Consider the following 14,642-nt stretch of genomic DNA (forward strand, 5'->3'; position numbering starts at 1 on the left):
AGTGTAATGCAAGAATCGGGCGCGGCGTAGTGCGTCTGTCATACAACTACATAAACGCGCGAGTCAGCGCAGGCGCTCAGCCAGCCAAGTGCCGATATCGCGTATCTCCTCGGGTAACACTTCGTGGCCCATTGGGTATTCCTGCCATGTCACGGTGACACTACGGGTCTTCAGATGCTCATAGGCGCTGCGGCCCATGGCGTTCTGTACCACCTCGTCGCACTGGCCGTGCAGGCACAGGGCCGGAATGCGTTGCTGGCTGGCGGATAATTCCAGCTCATCGTCGAACGTCGGCGCGTAAGTGGAGAGGGCGATCACGCCACCCAGCGGGCCCTGCCATTTTTTAAAGGCTGTGTGGAAAACCACCGCACCCCCTTGGGAAAAGCCAGCCAGGAAAACACGCGAAGCGTCTACCCCGGTTCTTTTCTGCGCTTCGATCAAATCCGTGACCGTATCGGTCGACGCTTCCAGTTCTTCCAGGCTGATCGAACGGGCCGGGCTCATGGCCTTGATGTCGTACCAGCTCGGCATCTCGTAGCCACCGTTGATCGTCACCGGGCGGCTGGGTGCCTGGGGCAAAACGAAGCGGGTGGTCAGTAACGTTTCCTGCAGCATTTCGGCTACCGGCAGAAAGTCATAGCGATCGGCGCCCAGGCCATGCAGCCAGATTACGCAGGCGTCTGCGGGCTTGGCGGGCTCTAGAATCAAGGGTTCGGTCATGTTTGCTCCATAGATGTGCAGGCGCTCCGATTGGGTGCGTCGCAACGGTGCGCGACAGGTTGATCTGTTAAGAGAATGTCGCAAGGTTGAATCTTTTGCTATTGAACCGGGTACTCAGCGACTCAGCCGGCACTCTGGTACGGGCCTTGCTATGTGTAGGTCGATGTCAGAACTCTCCCAGGGCGGTAACACTATCAGTGACTGCCGCTTGTGGGGAAGCAACTGGAATTACCGCAAAGATCTCATGCTGCTTGACCCCAAAAAAAGCCAACACGGGTCGATATCGCCTCATAAGGGTGCGCTGAGGTTGGAGCTCCGACACAACAAGAGCAACTGGAGGTTTGAATGAAGGTATTGAAATCCACCCTGGCCATCGTGACCGCGGCCGCCGTATTGGGTGTCAGTGGTTTTGCCCAGGCTGGCGCCACCCTGGACGCCGTGCAGAAGAAAGGCTTTGTACAGTGTGGCGTGAGTGACGGCCTGCCGGGTTTCTCGGTGCCGGATGCCAGCGGCAAGATCCTCGGGATCGACGCTGACGTGTGCCGTGCCGTCGCCGCCGCCGTTTTCGGCGACGCGACCAAGGTCAAGTTCAGCCAGTTGAACGCCAAGGAGCGTTTCACCGCGCTGCAGTCCGGCGAAGTCGACATCCTGTCGCGCAACACCACCATGACCAGCTCCCGCGATGCGGGCATGGGCCTGAAATTCCCGGGCTTCATCACCTACTACGACGGCATCGGCTTCCTGGTTAACAACAAGCTGGGCGTGAAAAGCGCCAAGGAACTGGACGGTGCAACCATCTGCATCCAGGCCGGTACCACCACCGAGCTGAACGTTTCCGACTACTTCCGTGGCAACAACCTCAAATACACCCCGATCACCTTCGACACCTCCGATGAAAGCGCCAAGTCGCTGGAATCCGGGCGTTGCGACGTGCTGACCTCCGACAAGTCCCAACTGTTCGCCCAGCGCAGCAAGCTGGCCGCGCCGAAGGACTACGTGGTGCTGCCGGAAACCATTTCCAAGGAGCCCCTGGGCCCGGTCGTGCGTAACGGCGACGACGAGTGGCTGGCCATCGTGCGCTGGGTTGGCTACGCCATGCTCAATGCTGAAGAAGCCGGTATCACCTCCAAAAACGTTGAAGCTGAAGCCAAGTCCACCAAGAACCCGGACGTCGCCCGTCTGCTCGGTGCTGACGGCGAATACGGCAAAGACCTGAAAGTGAAGAAAGACTGGGTCGTGCAGATCGTCAAGCAAGTTGGTAACTACGGCGAAGTGTTCGAGCGCAACCTGGGCAAGAGCACCCCGCTGGAAATCGACCGTGGCCTGAACGCGCTGTGGAACAACGGCGGCATTCAATACGCACCGCCTGTGCGCTGATCGCTGATGGTTCTGTCACCCGGTGGGCCAACCGCCGGGTGATGTTCTGTTCCATTCTTTTCGGGGCACTTCATGCAAAATCAAATCGGCGCACCCAAGCAGAAGCTCAGCTTCAGCGATCCCAAAGTGCGTGCGTGGCTCTTCCAGATCATCACGATTGTGGCGGTGGTCTCGCTGGGCTGGTACCTCTTCAATAACACCCAGACCAACCTGCAGCACCGGGGCATTACCTCGGGTTTCGACTTTCTCGAGCGCAGTGCCGGCTTCGGCATCGCGCAGCACTTGATCGATTACACCGAGTCGGACAGCTATGCCCGGGTGTTTGTGATCGGTTTGCTCAACACCTTGCTGGTGACCGTGATCGGTGTGGTCCTGGCGACCCTGCTCGGCTTCATCATCGGCGTGGCGCGGCTGTCGCCGAACTGGATGATCAATAAGCTGGCGACCGTGTATGTGGAAGTATTCCGCAACATTCCGCCGCTGCTGCAAATCCTGTTCTGGTACTTTGCGGTGTTCCTGACCATGCCGGGGCCGCGCAACAGTCACAATTTCGGCGACACCTTCTTTGTCAGCAGCCGTGGCCTGAACATGCCGGCTGCGATTGCCGCTGATGGTTTCTGGCCGTTCGTGGCCAGCGTCGTGGTTGCCATCGTGGCAATCGTGCTGATGGCACGCTGGGCCAACAAGCGCTTTGAAGCCACCGGTGTTCCGTTCCATAAATTCTGGGCGGGGCTGGCGTTGTTCATCGTGATCCCGGCGTTGTGCGCGTTGCTCTTCGGCGCGCCGCTGCACTGGGAAATGCCCGAGCTCAAAGGCTTCAACTTCGTCGGCGGCTGGGTACTGATCCCTGAACTGCTGGCACTGACCCTGGCGCTGACCGTCTATACCGCTGCGTTTATCGCCGAGATCGTGCGTTCGGGCATCAAGTCGGTCAGCCATGGCCAGACCGAAGCGGCACGTTCCCTGGGCCTGCGCCCCGGGCCGACGCTGCGCAAGGTCATCATCCCGCAGGCCCTGCGGGTGATCATTCCGCCGCTGACCAGCCAATACCTGAACCTGGCGAAAAACTCGTCACTGGCCGCCGGTATCGGTTACCCGGAAATGGTTTCGCTGTTTGCCGGCACGGTGCTCAACCAGACCGGCCAGGCCATCGAAGTCATTGCCATCACCATGAGCGTGTACCTGGCGATCAGCATCAGCATTTCCCTGCTGATGAACTGGTACAACAAGCGCATTGCGCTGATCGAGCGGTGAGGAAACGCCCATGAGTTCACATACGTTCAAACCTGATATGCCGCCGCCGAACAAAGTCTTCGGGCCGATGGCATGGATGCGCGCCAACCTGTTCTCCAGCTGGCTCAACACGCTGCTGACATTGCTGGCGTTCTACCTGATCTACCTGGTAGTGCCGCCGATCCTCAGCTGGGCGATCATCGATGCCAACTGGGTCGGCACCACGCGCGCCGATTGCACCAAGGAAGGCGCCTGCTGGGTATTCATCCAACAGCGCTTCGGCCAGTTCATGTACGGCTACTACCCCGGCGATCTGCGCTGGCGCGTAGACCTCACCGTCTGGCTGGCGATTGTCGGCGTGGCGCCGTTGTTCATCTCGCGCTTTCAACGCAAGGCGGTCTATGGCCTGAGCTTTCTGGTGCTGTACCCGATCATCGCGTTCTTCCTGCTGCACGGCGGTGCGTTCGGGCTGACCAACGTGGCCACCAGCCAGTGGGGCGGCTTGATGCTGACCCTGGTCATCGCCACCGTGGGCATTGCCGGCGCGTTGCCGCTGGGCATCATGCTGGCGTTGGGACGGCGTTCGAACATGCCGGCGATTCGGGTGGTCTGCGTGACCTTCATCGAATTCTGGCGCGGCGTGCCGTTGATCACCGTGCTGTTCATGTCCTCGGTGATGCTGCCGCTGTTCCTGCCTGAAGGCATGGGCATCGACAAGCTGCTGCGCGCATTGATCGGCGTGATCCTGTTCCAGTCGGCCTACGTGGCCGAGGTGGTGCGCGGCGGCTTGCAGGCGATTCCCAAGGGCCAGTACGAAGCGGCTGCGGCGATGGGCCTGGGTTACTGGCGCAGCATGGGCCTGGTGATACTGCCGCAAGCCCTGAAGATGGTGATCCCCGGCATCGTCAACACGTTCATCGCGTTGTTCAAGGACACCAGCCTTGTGATCATCATCGGCCTGTTCGACCTGCTCAACAGCGTCAAGCAAGCCGCCGCTGACCCCAAATGGCTGGGCATGGCCACCGAAGGCTACGTGTTCGCCGCCCTGGTGTTCTGGATTTTCTGTTTTGGTATGTCGCGCTATTCCATTCATTTGGAACACAAGCTCGACACAGGCCACAAGCGTTAGGAGTTGTTGTTATGAGCGAAGCGATCAAACAGCCTGTGAGCCCTGAAGGCATTATCCAGATGCAGGGCGTCAACAAGTGGTACGGCCAGTTCCACGTGTTGAAAGACATCAACCTCAACGTCAAGCAGGGCGAGCGTATCGTGCTGTGCGGCCCGTCGGGTTCGGGCAAGTCCACCACCATCCGCTGCCTCAACCGTCTGGAAGAGCACCAGCAGGGCCGCATCGTGGTCGATGGCGTGGAACTGACCAACGACCTCAAGCAGATCGAAGCGATCCGCCGCGAGGTCGGCATGGTGTTCCAGCACTTCAATCTGTTCCCGCACCTGACCATCCTGCAGAACTGCACGCTGGCGCCGATGTGGGTGCGCAAGATGCCCAAGCGCAAGGCCGAGGAAATCGCCATGCATTACCTTGAGCGCGTGCGCATCCCGGAGCAGGCCCACAAGTTTCCGGGGCAGCTTTCAGGTGGCCAGCAACAGCGTGTGGCGATTGCCCGCGCGCTGTGCATGAAGCCCAAGATCATGTTGTTCGACGAGCCGACCTCGGCACTCGACCCGGAAATGGTCAAGGAGGTGTTGGACACCATGATCGGCCTGGCCGAAGACGGCATGACCATGTTGTGCGTGACCCATGAGATGGGGTTTGCGCGCACCGTGGCCAACCGCGTGATCTTCATGGACAAGGGCGAGATCGTTGAGCAGGCGGCGCCGAATGACTTCTTCGACAATCCGCAGAATGATCGGACCAAGTTGTTCCTGAGCCAGATTTTGCATTGATCGATGGGTGAAAAATAAACCCGGCCTGGTGCCGGGTTTATTGCTTGAAGGCTATGAAATTTTCGCCTCATGCTCTGTGTTGACGGTATGGGTGAACCCCCGCATGTCAGCACCCTCGGCCAATACCTTGGCATCAGCTAGCAGGTGCGGGTAGCGATCCAATAACCGCATCAGTAGCACCAGGGGTTTGGGTGGCAGGAGCTCACCGCGTTCGTAGCGTGAAAACGCGTTGTGGCCACCGCCTGACAAAAGCTCCACCGTTTCTTTTTGTGTGAGATGCAGCTTACGGCGGATGCGTTTCATCTCGGTGCCGATCATTTTTCGTGCAGCGTGGATGAGTTCATCACCTGCTTTCGCGTGGCGCGCTGAGCTATCGGGGTCATACATGCCGTCCCGGCATACATGGCATTCCCAGCCAGAAAGGTCATCAACACGACGCTCCATCCCTTTGACGCTAAGGGTTTCGCTGCGCCCCTCGAAGCGTGTCATTCCTTCGGGCGCACCGCATATACAGCATTGTTGGGTTTTCATGAGTTGCACTCCTTGAAGGAGATTACCGGTGGGGTGCCGCCTATGCAGTAAGTGACCTTTATGTAAATCTCCATGCCGTGTGAACTGATGTGGTACACGTCCTGCCAGACCCTATGGTCGGCATAGGAAGTCATTGATTTGTACAACATCCTTGCTTGCAATTGACAAACGATCTCTCGCATTTCATGGATTGTGAAACCGAGTTTCCTTCCTGTGGTCCTGGCAGTTGCGGTAAATGCCTGGTCTCCAAGCCGCCTGACATCCGCCTTTATCACCGCCAAATCGTAATGAGGTGTGTACTTTTCCATAAGACACCTGAGGCCAATAATTACCCTCTAAGGGTAATTTTACCAATCGAAAATACTGCTCCTTTTCCTGCCTAAGAACCCTAGTGCGTTGCCTTTGTAGGCAGCTCCGAATAGCCTGTGGGAAAATTCATCCCATGATTGGCCGTACTGCAGGCGAGCTGCAGGCACTGCGCTCGGCAAGATCCGCAACGCGCCAAATCCCTCTGCCGGCAGTTGATCAATGACCCCTGAAACGCAACGCAAGACTGAACTTGAAGAGCTGCTGATTGACGCCGAGGCCGACGATGAGGGTGTGCAACGCGCGCAGCCGAGCGTGGCGCGACCCTGGTTGCTGTTGCTCGGCCTGGTTCTGGTGGCGCTGAACCTGCGCCCGGCGCTGTCGAGCCTGTCGCCGCTGCTGGCTGAAGTCTCCAGCAGCCTGGGTTTGTCGGCCGCCAAGGCCGGCTTGCTGACCACCTTGCCGGTGCTGTGCCTGGGCCTGTTCGCGCCGACCGCGCCGATGCTGGCGCGACGTTTTGGCGCCGAGCGCGTGGTGCTGGGCATTCTATTGACCCTGGCCGCCGGGATCATCCTGCGCAGTTCGTTCGGCGAAGTGGGCCTGTTCGTCGGCAGCCTGATTGCCGGTGCGAGCATCGGCATCATCGGCGTGCTGTTGCCGGGCATCGTCAAGCGTGATTTCGCCAGGCAGGCCGGGACCATGACCGGGGTCTACACCATGGCGTTGTGCCTGGGCGCCGCCATGGCAGCGGGCGCTACCGTGCCGTTGAGTCACTACTTTGGTGACCGTTGGACCATTGGCCTGGGCTTCTGGATACTGCCGGCGCTGGCGGCGGCATTGGTCTGGTTGCCGCAGGTCGGCCAACAGCACGGCAGCCACCGCGTTGCTTATCGTGTAAAGGGTCTGCTGCGCGACCCACTGGCCTGGCAGGTCACGCTCTACATGGGCTTGCAGTCGTCGCTGGCCTACATCGTGTTCGGCTGGTTGCCGTCGATCCTGATCGGTCGCGGCCTGAGCGCCACCGAGGCCGGGTTGGCATTATCCGGCTCGATCATCGTGCAACTGCTCAGCTCCCTTGCCGCCCCCTGGCTCGCCACCCGTGGCAAGGATCAGCGCCTGGCAATCGTGGTGGTGATGCTGCTGACCCTGGGCGGTTTGTTCGGTTGTCTTTACGCACCGCTGGAGGGCTTATGGGGGTGGGCGATTGTGCTGGGCCTGGGGCAGGGCGGTACCTTCAGCCTGGCGCTGACCTTGATCGTGTTGCGTTCACGCGATTCCCACGTGGCGGCCAACCTGTCGAGCATGGCCCAGGGCATCGGTTACACCCTGGCGTCTCTCGGCCCTTTCGCGGTCGGCCTGGTGCATGACTGGACCGGCGGCTGGACAGCCATCGGCTGGATTTTCGCCGTGATCGGCCTGGGGGCTATCGTCGCGGGCCTCGGTGCCGGGCGTGCGCGCTACGTGCAAGTCACCAGCGAGCAAGTCTAGAGGTACACCACTTCCAGCGTGGCCGATCCATCAAGCGCGGTCTCCACGCTCAAGTCCAGGTTCTGCCGGGCATTGATCACGGTCTGCACCGTGACAATGCCGTCCAGGAGACTGATGGCCGTGGGCCCGCTGACGCTGCCTTCGACAGCGGTAAAGCCCAGGTAGCTTCTGGAACCGATGTCGATGGGGTTGAGATTGGACGTGCGCCACGCCAGGCCACCGGTGGTGGATTCGGTGCCATAGACCTGCGCGGTGTTGCCGGCCTGGGTTTGCCTTGGGTCGAAGGTCATGGAGTAAACCCCCAGGCGATTGCCGCTGTTATCGAACCCCAGGCCGTAATAAATCTCGCTGTTGACCATGGCTGAACCGTCACGGTTGTCGCGCATGCGCAAGGCATAGCGCACGGGGCCATTGCAGGCGATGCCAATATGCAGGGTCTTTGGCGGCAGGCGCGTGGCGGTCTCCAGGTTCAGGTCCTGCCGGGCGATCTTGCCGTAGTCGATCAGGCCGCCGCTGGACAGCTGCGGTGAGCAGGCGGCGGGAGTGATCAGGCCATGGACACTCAGGTCCACAGTCGAGGCGGCCAGTACCGAGGGGGTGCTGGCCAGTAGCAACAGGCTGGAAAAGAGACGGGTTTTCATGGGACGGACTCCTCACAGTGATGGCTCAGGGGTAGACGATTTCGAGCGTGCCGGAACCGTTGATCCGCACGACCTCGCGCAGGTCCAGGGTTTGCATGGGCGCAAGATAAGTCTTGATGCGCATCGTGCCGGTCAGGGTCTGCAGGGCCACTGGCCCGCTGGTGACGCCGGTTTTGTCGGTAAACCCCATGATGCTGTTGGCGGCCATGGGGATTTGCCGCGCGGTGGAACTGCTCCACGCCACGCCATTGCTGGTGGAGTCGGTGCGGTACAACGCGGGGAAGGTATCGGCACTGAACTCCGCCGGATCGAGGGTGAGGTAAAAGCGCCCGATCTTGCCACGGCTCGCATCCAGGTCCAGGCCATAGGCGGTTTCGTCGATGCCGCCGGTGGCCGAGCCATCGCGGTTGTCCTTCATGTGCAGGGCGAAGCGGATCGGCGCGTCGCACGTCACGTTCAGGCGCAGGGTGCGAGTGGGCAAGGGCGTTTCAGTGCTGCTGTTGAGGTCTTTGGCATACAAAGTGCCGTAGTCCACCACACCCTGGTCGGATAGCGTCGGCAGGCACGCGATCGGGGCAAAGTGCGCACGCAGCGTCAGTTCGCGGTAGCGCCCATGGCGTGCGCCGTACAGCATGTCGGAGATTTCCCAGGTGGTGGCATCGCGCACTTGGGTGGCGGCAGGGTCAGCCCAGGCGCGCACGGTCAATTGCAGCGCCAGGGTTTTTCCCGTGAGCACAGCGCCTCGTTCGACCGGCGCGATGCCATGACCGGGTCGCCATTGCACGACGCTGCCATTGGCGACGGGTGCCTGACCCACGGCCGGCAGCAAACCCAGTTCCACCGCCCGGCCATCGAGCAGGGCATTCCCGGCCTCAATGGCATAGCTGCCGTGTTCGGTAAACCGCAGGCGCTGTGGGCTGGCGGCTTTTGCACGGTAGAACAGGCTGAGGTCTTCGGCCTGCGGGCAGTTGACGGTCACACTCAGACGGCGTTCGCCGAGCAGGCGTTCCGGCGCGCCGTCGCTTTGCGCCAGGCGGTTCATCAGGCCGAAATCCAGCAGCGGTTCGCTGACGTTCAGTTGGCATTCGTCCATGGCCTGGGCAGTGCCGGCGACGCCGATCAACAGCCACAGGCACAGTTGACGCAAGCAGGTTGCAAGGGGCATGGCGGAAATCCTCAAGGTGCATGACAGCGTGCGGGGGCCGTTTCGAAGTACACCGAGGGGTCGGCTTTTTCCGGCAGTGAGTAGCGCAATTGGCAACGACGCCCTTGCGGCGTGGTTATCCACAGCGTCGATTGGTCCAGCACATTGGGCAGGAACACCTGGCTGCTGTCCTGCACCAGGGTGATGAACTCGCCATCAGCGCTGCTGACGGAGGCCCCTGCGGGCAGCGGTTCGCCCTGTTCCGTGCTGACGGTGAGCAACAGGCGGCGGGTCAGGCCGACGCCGAATTCGACGCGCTCCACGGCACCGCGTCCGGCCGAGATCATTGCCAGGCCGTTATTGATATCGGCGTTGCGCGGCAATGAACGCGTCTGCACTTCCACCGGGCTGCGACCGTAGGCAGCCACTTGCGGCACCACGGCCTGGCCTTGCCAGTCGGTCCATACCGGGCCGCTGGGGGTGTTGAGCTTGATGCCGCTCATGTCGCCCACCGATGCCAGGGCGAAGGTGTCACGCACCGGGTAGGGGGAAAAGGTCACGCCGCCGCCGTGCAGCACCACACCGCCGCGCGCACTGCCCTGGTAGCTGGAGCGCTCGGCATCGGAGCGGCTGTAGCTCACGTCGAGCTGGCTGTAGCGCGGCAATGCCGACACGCCCAGGGTGGTTTCCACCTGATGGTCGCTGCTGTCGTGTTCGGCGCTGACGCGATAGCCGAGTTGGTCGTCGATCTGTTCCGTGATGCCCAGCCCGGTGCGGTTCTGGCCGCCGGAATTACGCACCCAGCTACGTAGCCGGCGACTCTCGCCCAACGGCACGCCGATCGTGAGGTACACCGCGTTGTCCTGCTGCTGGCGACCGCCCATTTGCCACTCGGCACTGGCTGACAACGACACCACGCCCAGGCTTGTGCCCCAGGAGGCCAGCGCACGGCTGCTGCTGTCGCCGGCAAAATTGGCCGAGCGCGACACCCCGGCGCTGAATGCACCCAATCGTGGGTGGGACCAGCCCAGGTTGAGGCTTTGCTGGTCGCGGTAGCGCGAATCGCGGTGGTTGTCGTCGCGCGCGTAAGTGCTTTCTTCGAGTTCGCGGTAGCCGATGCTGCGCCAGGAATTGGCTGCGCTGATCGACCATCGCTCGCCCAGGCGCTGGGACCAGGAAAGATCTGTCTGTATGCCGGACACCTTTTCCCGGGCCTGGGTGTTGGACAGTTGAGTGGACAACTGAAGCTGACTATCCAGCCACGGCAACACGCCCAGGGTGGCGCCCATCGAGCGGTATTCACTGGCCGCCAGCACGCCCGTGCCCAGGGTCAACTGCGGGTGCAGAGCGCCGGTCCAGCCGCCACTGATTACCCACGGATCATCGCCTTTGGCATCGCCCACATTGCGCACCCGGCCCGCCGCCACGGAGTAACCCGGCGCCGGCAGCCCGAGCCCGAGCCCGAGCATCGCCGCCGGCACGGTAAAACGCCGCTCGCCGCCGATGCTTTCCTTGACCGTGACTTCGACGTCCGAGCGCGTGTTCAAGCGACGCACATCGGTGAGGGTAAAGGGCCCGGCGGGCACGACGGTGGAATGAATCAACGCGCCGTTCTGGCGCACCTCCACCTGGGCCGGGCTGTTGGCGATGCCCTGGATCTGCGCGCCCTGGCCCTGTTCTTGAAGGGCGTGTTCGGTGAGCACCTGCACGCCGGTGATCTGCGCGCCGGACAGTACCGGGTTGTACAGGTTGATTTGCCCTGCCTGGAGTACCGCCTGGTGGCTGGCGAAGGTGCGCTGGGCATAGGCTTCCAAGTGGGTGCTGCGTGACAGGCCATCCTGCCAGGTCTGCACCTGGCGACTGCGCACGATCCAGTCGCCGGCATTGAATCCCACCTCGGTATTGGCCGAGCCAAAGCGACTGGCGTCATCACCGAAGCGATTGTAGAAGCCGCTGAGGTCGTAGTTGAGCAGCCCGGCTAACCCACCGGTTTGGTAGCCGGAGATATCCTGCTGCACCGTGCGCAGGGCTTGGGTGGGTACCACCAGCGACACCGTCAGCGTTGCCGGGTCCGGCTCCACCAGGGTTTGCGGGTAGCGGACAAGGAAATCCTCGCACCCGGCCGCCTCATCGGCACGCATCAGCTGGGCGCCGTCCAGCAAGGTGCGGTCAAAGCACAGATTGCCCTGCTGATCGAAATTCACCGCCAAGCGGCCACGGGGCTGACCGTTGACGCGCAGATTGACGGTATGTTGCCCGGCCGCGTAGCGCGGTGCAGAAAGCAACAGGCTGGCCAACTGCGGATCGATGCCACGTTGATGCAAGGTCTGTGCATCGAACCCGGACGGGCTGGCATCCTCGGCGCAGACCCTGGCCGGTAGCAGCGCACACAGCAGCAACACCAGCGGCAGGGCGGCGCCGGCAGAGGGATCGGGCACGGCTTCGCCGTCACGGTAACTCAATACTGTTTTCAAGCAAGGTACTCGGGTGGTGAACGCCTAGGGCTTGTGGTCCAGGCGTTCGGGTGACGCTCAATGAGCGGTCACTGCGTGACTCAGGCGGCGGTGGATGATGCCGCCTGGGTGTTGCGTCAGAAACTGATCGGTGCGTCGTAGGCCTTGACCGCAAACCCGTACACGGTGGCCGGTTGCAGCCTTACCGTACGTGCCTGGCTACCGCTGGCCGGGACGCTCAAGGCTTCGCCCGGCAGCACGTAGGTGCGCGGCAGCATGGCCCTGCCGTCGCCGGGCAGCAGTCGCAGCTCCTGCGCCAGCCGCACCACATACGGCGTGTCGTTGCGCACCTGCAACTGGCCGTCGCGCAGTGTCCAGGTCAGGTCGGTCCAGGGTGTGCGGTTGGGGGCCAGGCCCTTGGGGTGCACGATCACCGGCAGGTTCTGGCGCACGGTCACGCCCACGCGGGCATGCCCGGCGGCGGTGGCTGCGCGGCCTTGGGGCATGCCTTCGAACACCACGCGTTTAAGCCGTTGGGTGAGCAATGGCTGCTGGTTTTGCAAAATGAAACGCACCAGCTGGGATTTGGACGCTTCGACCCGTGACAGCGGCGGCGTCACCACCAGCAATGGTTCGGTGTCCTCCGCAATATCCTGCAAGGTGACATGCAAAAGGGCGAGCTGGTTGTCGGTGTTGGTCACCGACACGGACGCTTCGCCGTCTTCTTCATGCACGATTACCACGGAGGTGTCCGGGACCATACCGTCGGCTTTTACCTGATTGCCGAGCACGAGGAACAAGGCAAGGAGGCCCACAGCGGTGTTTGAGAATGTCGTCGTCATGACGGGTTTCCATTAGGCCAAAAAGAGGATCGATCAGAGGTAGCGCAGGTCCAGAACGATGGCTCCGTCGAGCGGGACTTCCTGGTCCAGGGTCAGGTAACGCGAGAAGTTGATGGCGGTGCTCACTTGAAGCTGGACGATCAACTGGCTGATGAAGTCGGGTTGACGGTCACCCGTCGGTGCAAAGGCCATATGGGTACCGGGGTAGGCATTGGGCTCCTGCGACCAGGTTTCACCGTTGTCGGCGGAGGCCAATACCTGCATGGGCTGCGCGTCGCCCACCGCGTTGCGATAGGCCAGCGCCACGGAGCCCAGGCGCTCTTCGGGGACGTGTATGTTCCTGCCCAGCCCGTAGAAATAATCGGGAGCCGACGAAGAGTCGGCGCGATTATCGATGCCCACCAGCGCAAACAGCATGGGCCTGGCGCACTGCACGCGCAGTTCGAGCATCTGGATCGGCAGCACGGTGAACTCGTCGTCTTTGAGGCTGTGGGACGCAATCTTGCCGTGATCGACGGTGCCGTCATGGGTCAGCTCGATATGGCAGGCATCCGGGGTTACCCGGCCGGTGACCGTCAGATCGACGACCGAAGCCCCATGGGCTGCGGTCATCGTGGCCAGGCAAAGCCCGGCGATGAAGATGCGCATCCATCTACAGGGCTCGGGCAACGTAAGACGCAGCCCATGCCTGCAGGTGGTCGGAGGATGGGCGGCCATAGGTTAGAGGTACTTCACTTCAAGGGTGGCCGAGCCATCGATGGTGACTTCATTGCTAAGGTCCAGGCTGTCGGCGCGGTTGATGATCGTGAGCACTTCCAGATCCACGCTCAGGTCTTTGATCGACAGCGGCTGGGTGTCGTCGCTCATCGACGCCGCCGCCATGTACATGCTCGGTTCCCAGAATTTCTCGGCGTACCAGGTTTTGCCCTGGTCCATTGATGCGATGGGTTGAACGCTCACGCCGTCGGCAACCATGCCGCGCCACGTGAGGGAGAAGTGGCCCAGCTTCTGGGTTTCATTGATAAAGCCCAGGCCGAAGTCCGTGCTTAGGCCTGAGGCCGCGCGGTTATCGATGGGGTGCAGGGCAAACTGGATCGGCGCGTCACAGTTGACGCTCATCGACAGGGTATTCACCCCAATCGCCGTTCCCCTGTCCGGGTGCAAATCCTTGGCGGACACCTTGCCGTGGTCGATCACGCCGCCGCCGGAAAGGCTGGGGGTGCAGGCGCTGGGCACAATCAGGCCCTTGACGGTCAGGTCCACGCTGGACGCGGCAAAGGTCGTTGCCGCGTTGAGCAGCAGTACGCTGGCGGCCAGGGTGGTCAATCGGGTTTTCATCGGGGGAGCTCCTTAGAGGTAATTGACTTGCACAGTGGCGTGGCCGTCGATGGGCACTTCGTCGGTCAGCGTCAGGCTGCTGGCGGGGGCGATGTGCGTGATCAGGCGTATTTCGGCGTCCAGCGCCTGGACCGCAATCGGCGCCAGGCCGTCGTTGTCGGCGACCGCCGTCAGCAAGGTATGGCTGAGCATCACCGAGGGCATCCAGGTCACGCCGCCATCCCGGGAGGTGATGGTGCGTACCGGCACGCCATCGGCCACTGGCCTGTACAGGCCGAGCCCGGCATCGCCGACTTTTTCATCGTTGGCTGTCACGCCCAGGCCATGCCAGGCGAAGTGGCTGGCGGTGGTGCCGGCGCGGTTGTCGATGGTGTTCAGGGTGAAAATAGTCGGCCCTTCACAACGCACGCTCAGCAGCATGGTTTCTCTGGGCAGGTCGGTGTAGGTGTCGGGGTTGAGGTCTCTGACTGATACCTTGCCGAAGTCAACCGTGCCATCACCGGAGACCATGGGCGCGCAGGCACTCGGGGTGATGATGCCCTTGACCGTGAGGTCCTGGCTGCTGCCTGCCAGCGTGAAAGATGAGGCGCCCAACAAGAGGACGGCCAAGGGAACAGCGCTCAGGTAAGTCATCGTTTAAACCTTCCTTAGTACGAAAGATGAA

The 14,642-nt window shown here is 61.8% G+C and carries 15 protein-coding genes; 5 read left to right on the plus strand and 10 right to left on the minus strand.

Annotated elements, in window-relative coordinates:
• Positions 1-63: 63 nt before the first annotated feature.
• On the minus strand, positions 64-720 hold the full coding sequence (locus J1G34_RS05140; protein WP_065895321.1) for an alpha/beta hydrolase: 657 nt from the start codon (positions 718-720) through the stop codon (positions 64-66).
• Positions 721-1,065: 345 nt separating this feature from the next.
• On the opposite strand from J1G34_RS05140, the gene J1G34_RS05145 reads away from it, so the two are divergent.
• From J1G34_RS05145 to J1G34_RS05160, 4 genes are all read left to right on the plus strand, one after another.
• The gene (locus J1G34_RS05145; protein WP_016978213.1) at positions 1,066-2,097 is read left to right on the plus strand and encodes an amino acid ABC transporter substrate-binding protein; all 1,032 of its coding nucleotides are present in this window, start codon (positions 1,066-1,068) and stop codon (positions 2,095-2,097) included.
• 72 nt (positions 2,098-2,169) lie between these two features.
• A complete protein-coding gene (locus J1G34_RS05150; protein WP_065897350.1) occupies positions 2,170-3,351 on the plus strand; it encodes an amino acid ABC transporter permease in 1,182 nt (393 codons plus the stop codon).
• Between the two features lie 10 nt (positions 3,352-3,361).
• Entirely contained in the window at positions 3,362-4,459 is a 1,098-nt protein-coding gene (locus J1G34_RS05155) for an amino acid ABC transporter permease (protein ID WP_016978216.1), read from the plus strand.
• A gap of 11 nt (positions 4,460-4,470) precedes the next feature.
• Complete coding sequence (locus J1G34_RS05160; RefSeq protein WP_003171943.1) at positions 4,471-5,235, plus strand: amino acid ABC transporter ATP-binding protein; 765 nt, start codon at positions 4,471-4,473, stop codon at positions 5,233-5,235.
• Between the two features lie 51 nt (positions 5,236-5,286).
• On the opposite strand, the gene J1G34_RS05165 is transcribed toward J1G34_RS05160, so the two are convergent.
• Together J1G34_RS05165 and J1G34_RS05170 are read right to left on the minus strand one after the other, a co-directional pair.
• The gene (locus J1G34_RS05165; protein ID WP_065897352.1) at positions 5,287-5,766 is read right to left on the minus strand and encodes a type II toxin-antitoxin system MqsA family antitoxin; all 480 of its coding nucleotides are present in this window, start codon (positions 5,764-5,766) and stop codon (positions 5,287-5,289) included.
• On the minus strand, positions 5,763-6,074 hold the full coding sequence (locus J1G34_RS05170) for a type II toxin-antitoxin system MqsR family toxin (protein WP_065895324.1): 312 nt from the start codon (positions 6,072-6,074) through the stop codon (positions 5,763-5,765). Before J1G34_RS05170 ends, J1G34_RS05165 begins: the two co-directional genes overlap by 4 nt.
• Positions 6,075-6,294: 220 nt before the next feature.
• On the opposite strand from J1G34_RS05170, the gene J1G34_RS05175 reads away from it, so the two are divergent.
• A complete protein-coding gene (locus J1G34_RS05175) occupies positions 6,295-7,560 on the plus strand; it encodes a CynX/NimT family MFS transporter (protein ID WP_065895325.1) in 1,266 nt (421 codons plus the stop codon).
• On the opposite strand, the gene J1G34_RS05180 is transcribed toward J1G34_RS05175, so the two are convergent.
• The 7 genes from J1G34_RS05180 to J1G34_RS05210 all read right to left on the minus strand — a co-directional run bounded on the left by J1G34_RS05180 (position 7,557) and on the right by J1G34_RS05210 (position 14,611).
• On the minus strand, positions 7,557-8,201 hold the full coding sequence (locus tag J1G34_RS05180) for a DUF1120 domain-containing protein (RefSeq protein WP_065895326.1): 645 nt from the start codon (positions 8,199-8,201) through the stop codon (positions 7,557-7,559). The two genes, J1G34_RS05175 and J1G34_RS05180, sit on opposite strands and share 4 nt — an antisense overlap.
• Before the next feature lie 25 nt (positions 8,202-8,226).
• Positions 8,227-9,366 carry a DUF1120 domain-containing protein gene (locus tag J1G34_RS05185; RefSeq protein WP_065897357.1) on the minus strand — a complete coding sequence of 380 codons (1,140 nt, stop codon included), beginning with the start codon at positions 9,364-9,366 and terminating at the stop codon, positions 8,227-8,229.
• Positions 9,367-9,377: 11 nt separating this feature from the next.
• Positions 9,378-11,819: a fimbria/pilus outer membrane usher protein gene (locus J1G34_RS05190; protein ID WP_222993475.1), complete on the minus strand. Its 2,442-nt coding sequence runs from the start codon at positions 11,817-11,819 to the stop codon at positions 9,378-9,380.
• Between the two features lie 116 nt (positions 11,820-11,935).
• Complete coding sequence (locus tag J1G34_RS05195; RefSeq protein ID WP_065895329.1) at positions 11,936-12,640, minus strand: fimbria/pilus chaperone family protein; 705 nt, start codon at positions 12,638-12,640, stop codon at positions 11,936-11,938.
• A 33-nt stretch (positions 12,641-12,673) separates the two neighbouring features.
• Positions 12,674-13,357 carry a DUF1120 domain-containing protein gene (locus tag J1G34_RS05200; protein ID WP_065895330.1) on the minus strand — a complete coding sequence of 228 codons (684 nt, stop codon included), beginning with the start codon at positions 13,355-13,357 and terminating at the stop codon, positions 12,674-12,676.
• A gap of 3 nt (positions 13,358-13,360) precedes the next feature.
• Positions 13,361-13,978, minus strand: a complete 618-nt coding sequence (locus tag J1G34_RS05205) for a DUF1120 domain-containing protein (RefSeq protein WP_222993478.1) — start codon at positions 13,976-13,978, stop codon at positions 13,361-13,363.
• A 12-nt stretch (positions 13,979-13,990) separates the two neighbouring features.
• Positions 13,991-14,611, minus strand: a complete 621-nt coding sequence (locus J1G34_RS05210) for a DUF1120 domain-containing protein (RefSeq protein WP_065895332.1) — start codon at positions 14,609-14,611, stop codon at positions 13,991-13,993.
• Positions 14,612-14,642: the final 31 nt, after the last annotated feature.

This window comes from Pseudomonas sp. Wu6, assembly GCF_019891515.1.
GTDB classification, from domain to species: domain Bacteria; phylum Pseudomonadota; class Gammaproteobacteria; order Pseudomonadales; family Pseudomonadaceae; genus Aquipseudomonas; species Aquipseudomonas orientalis_A.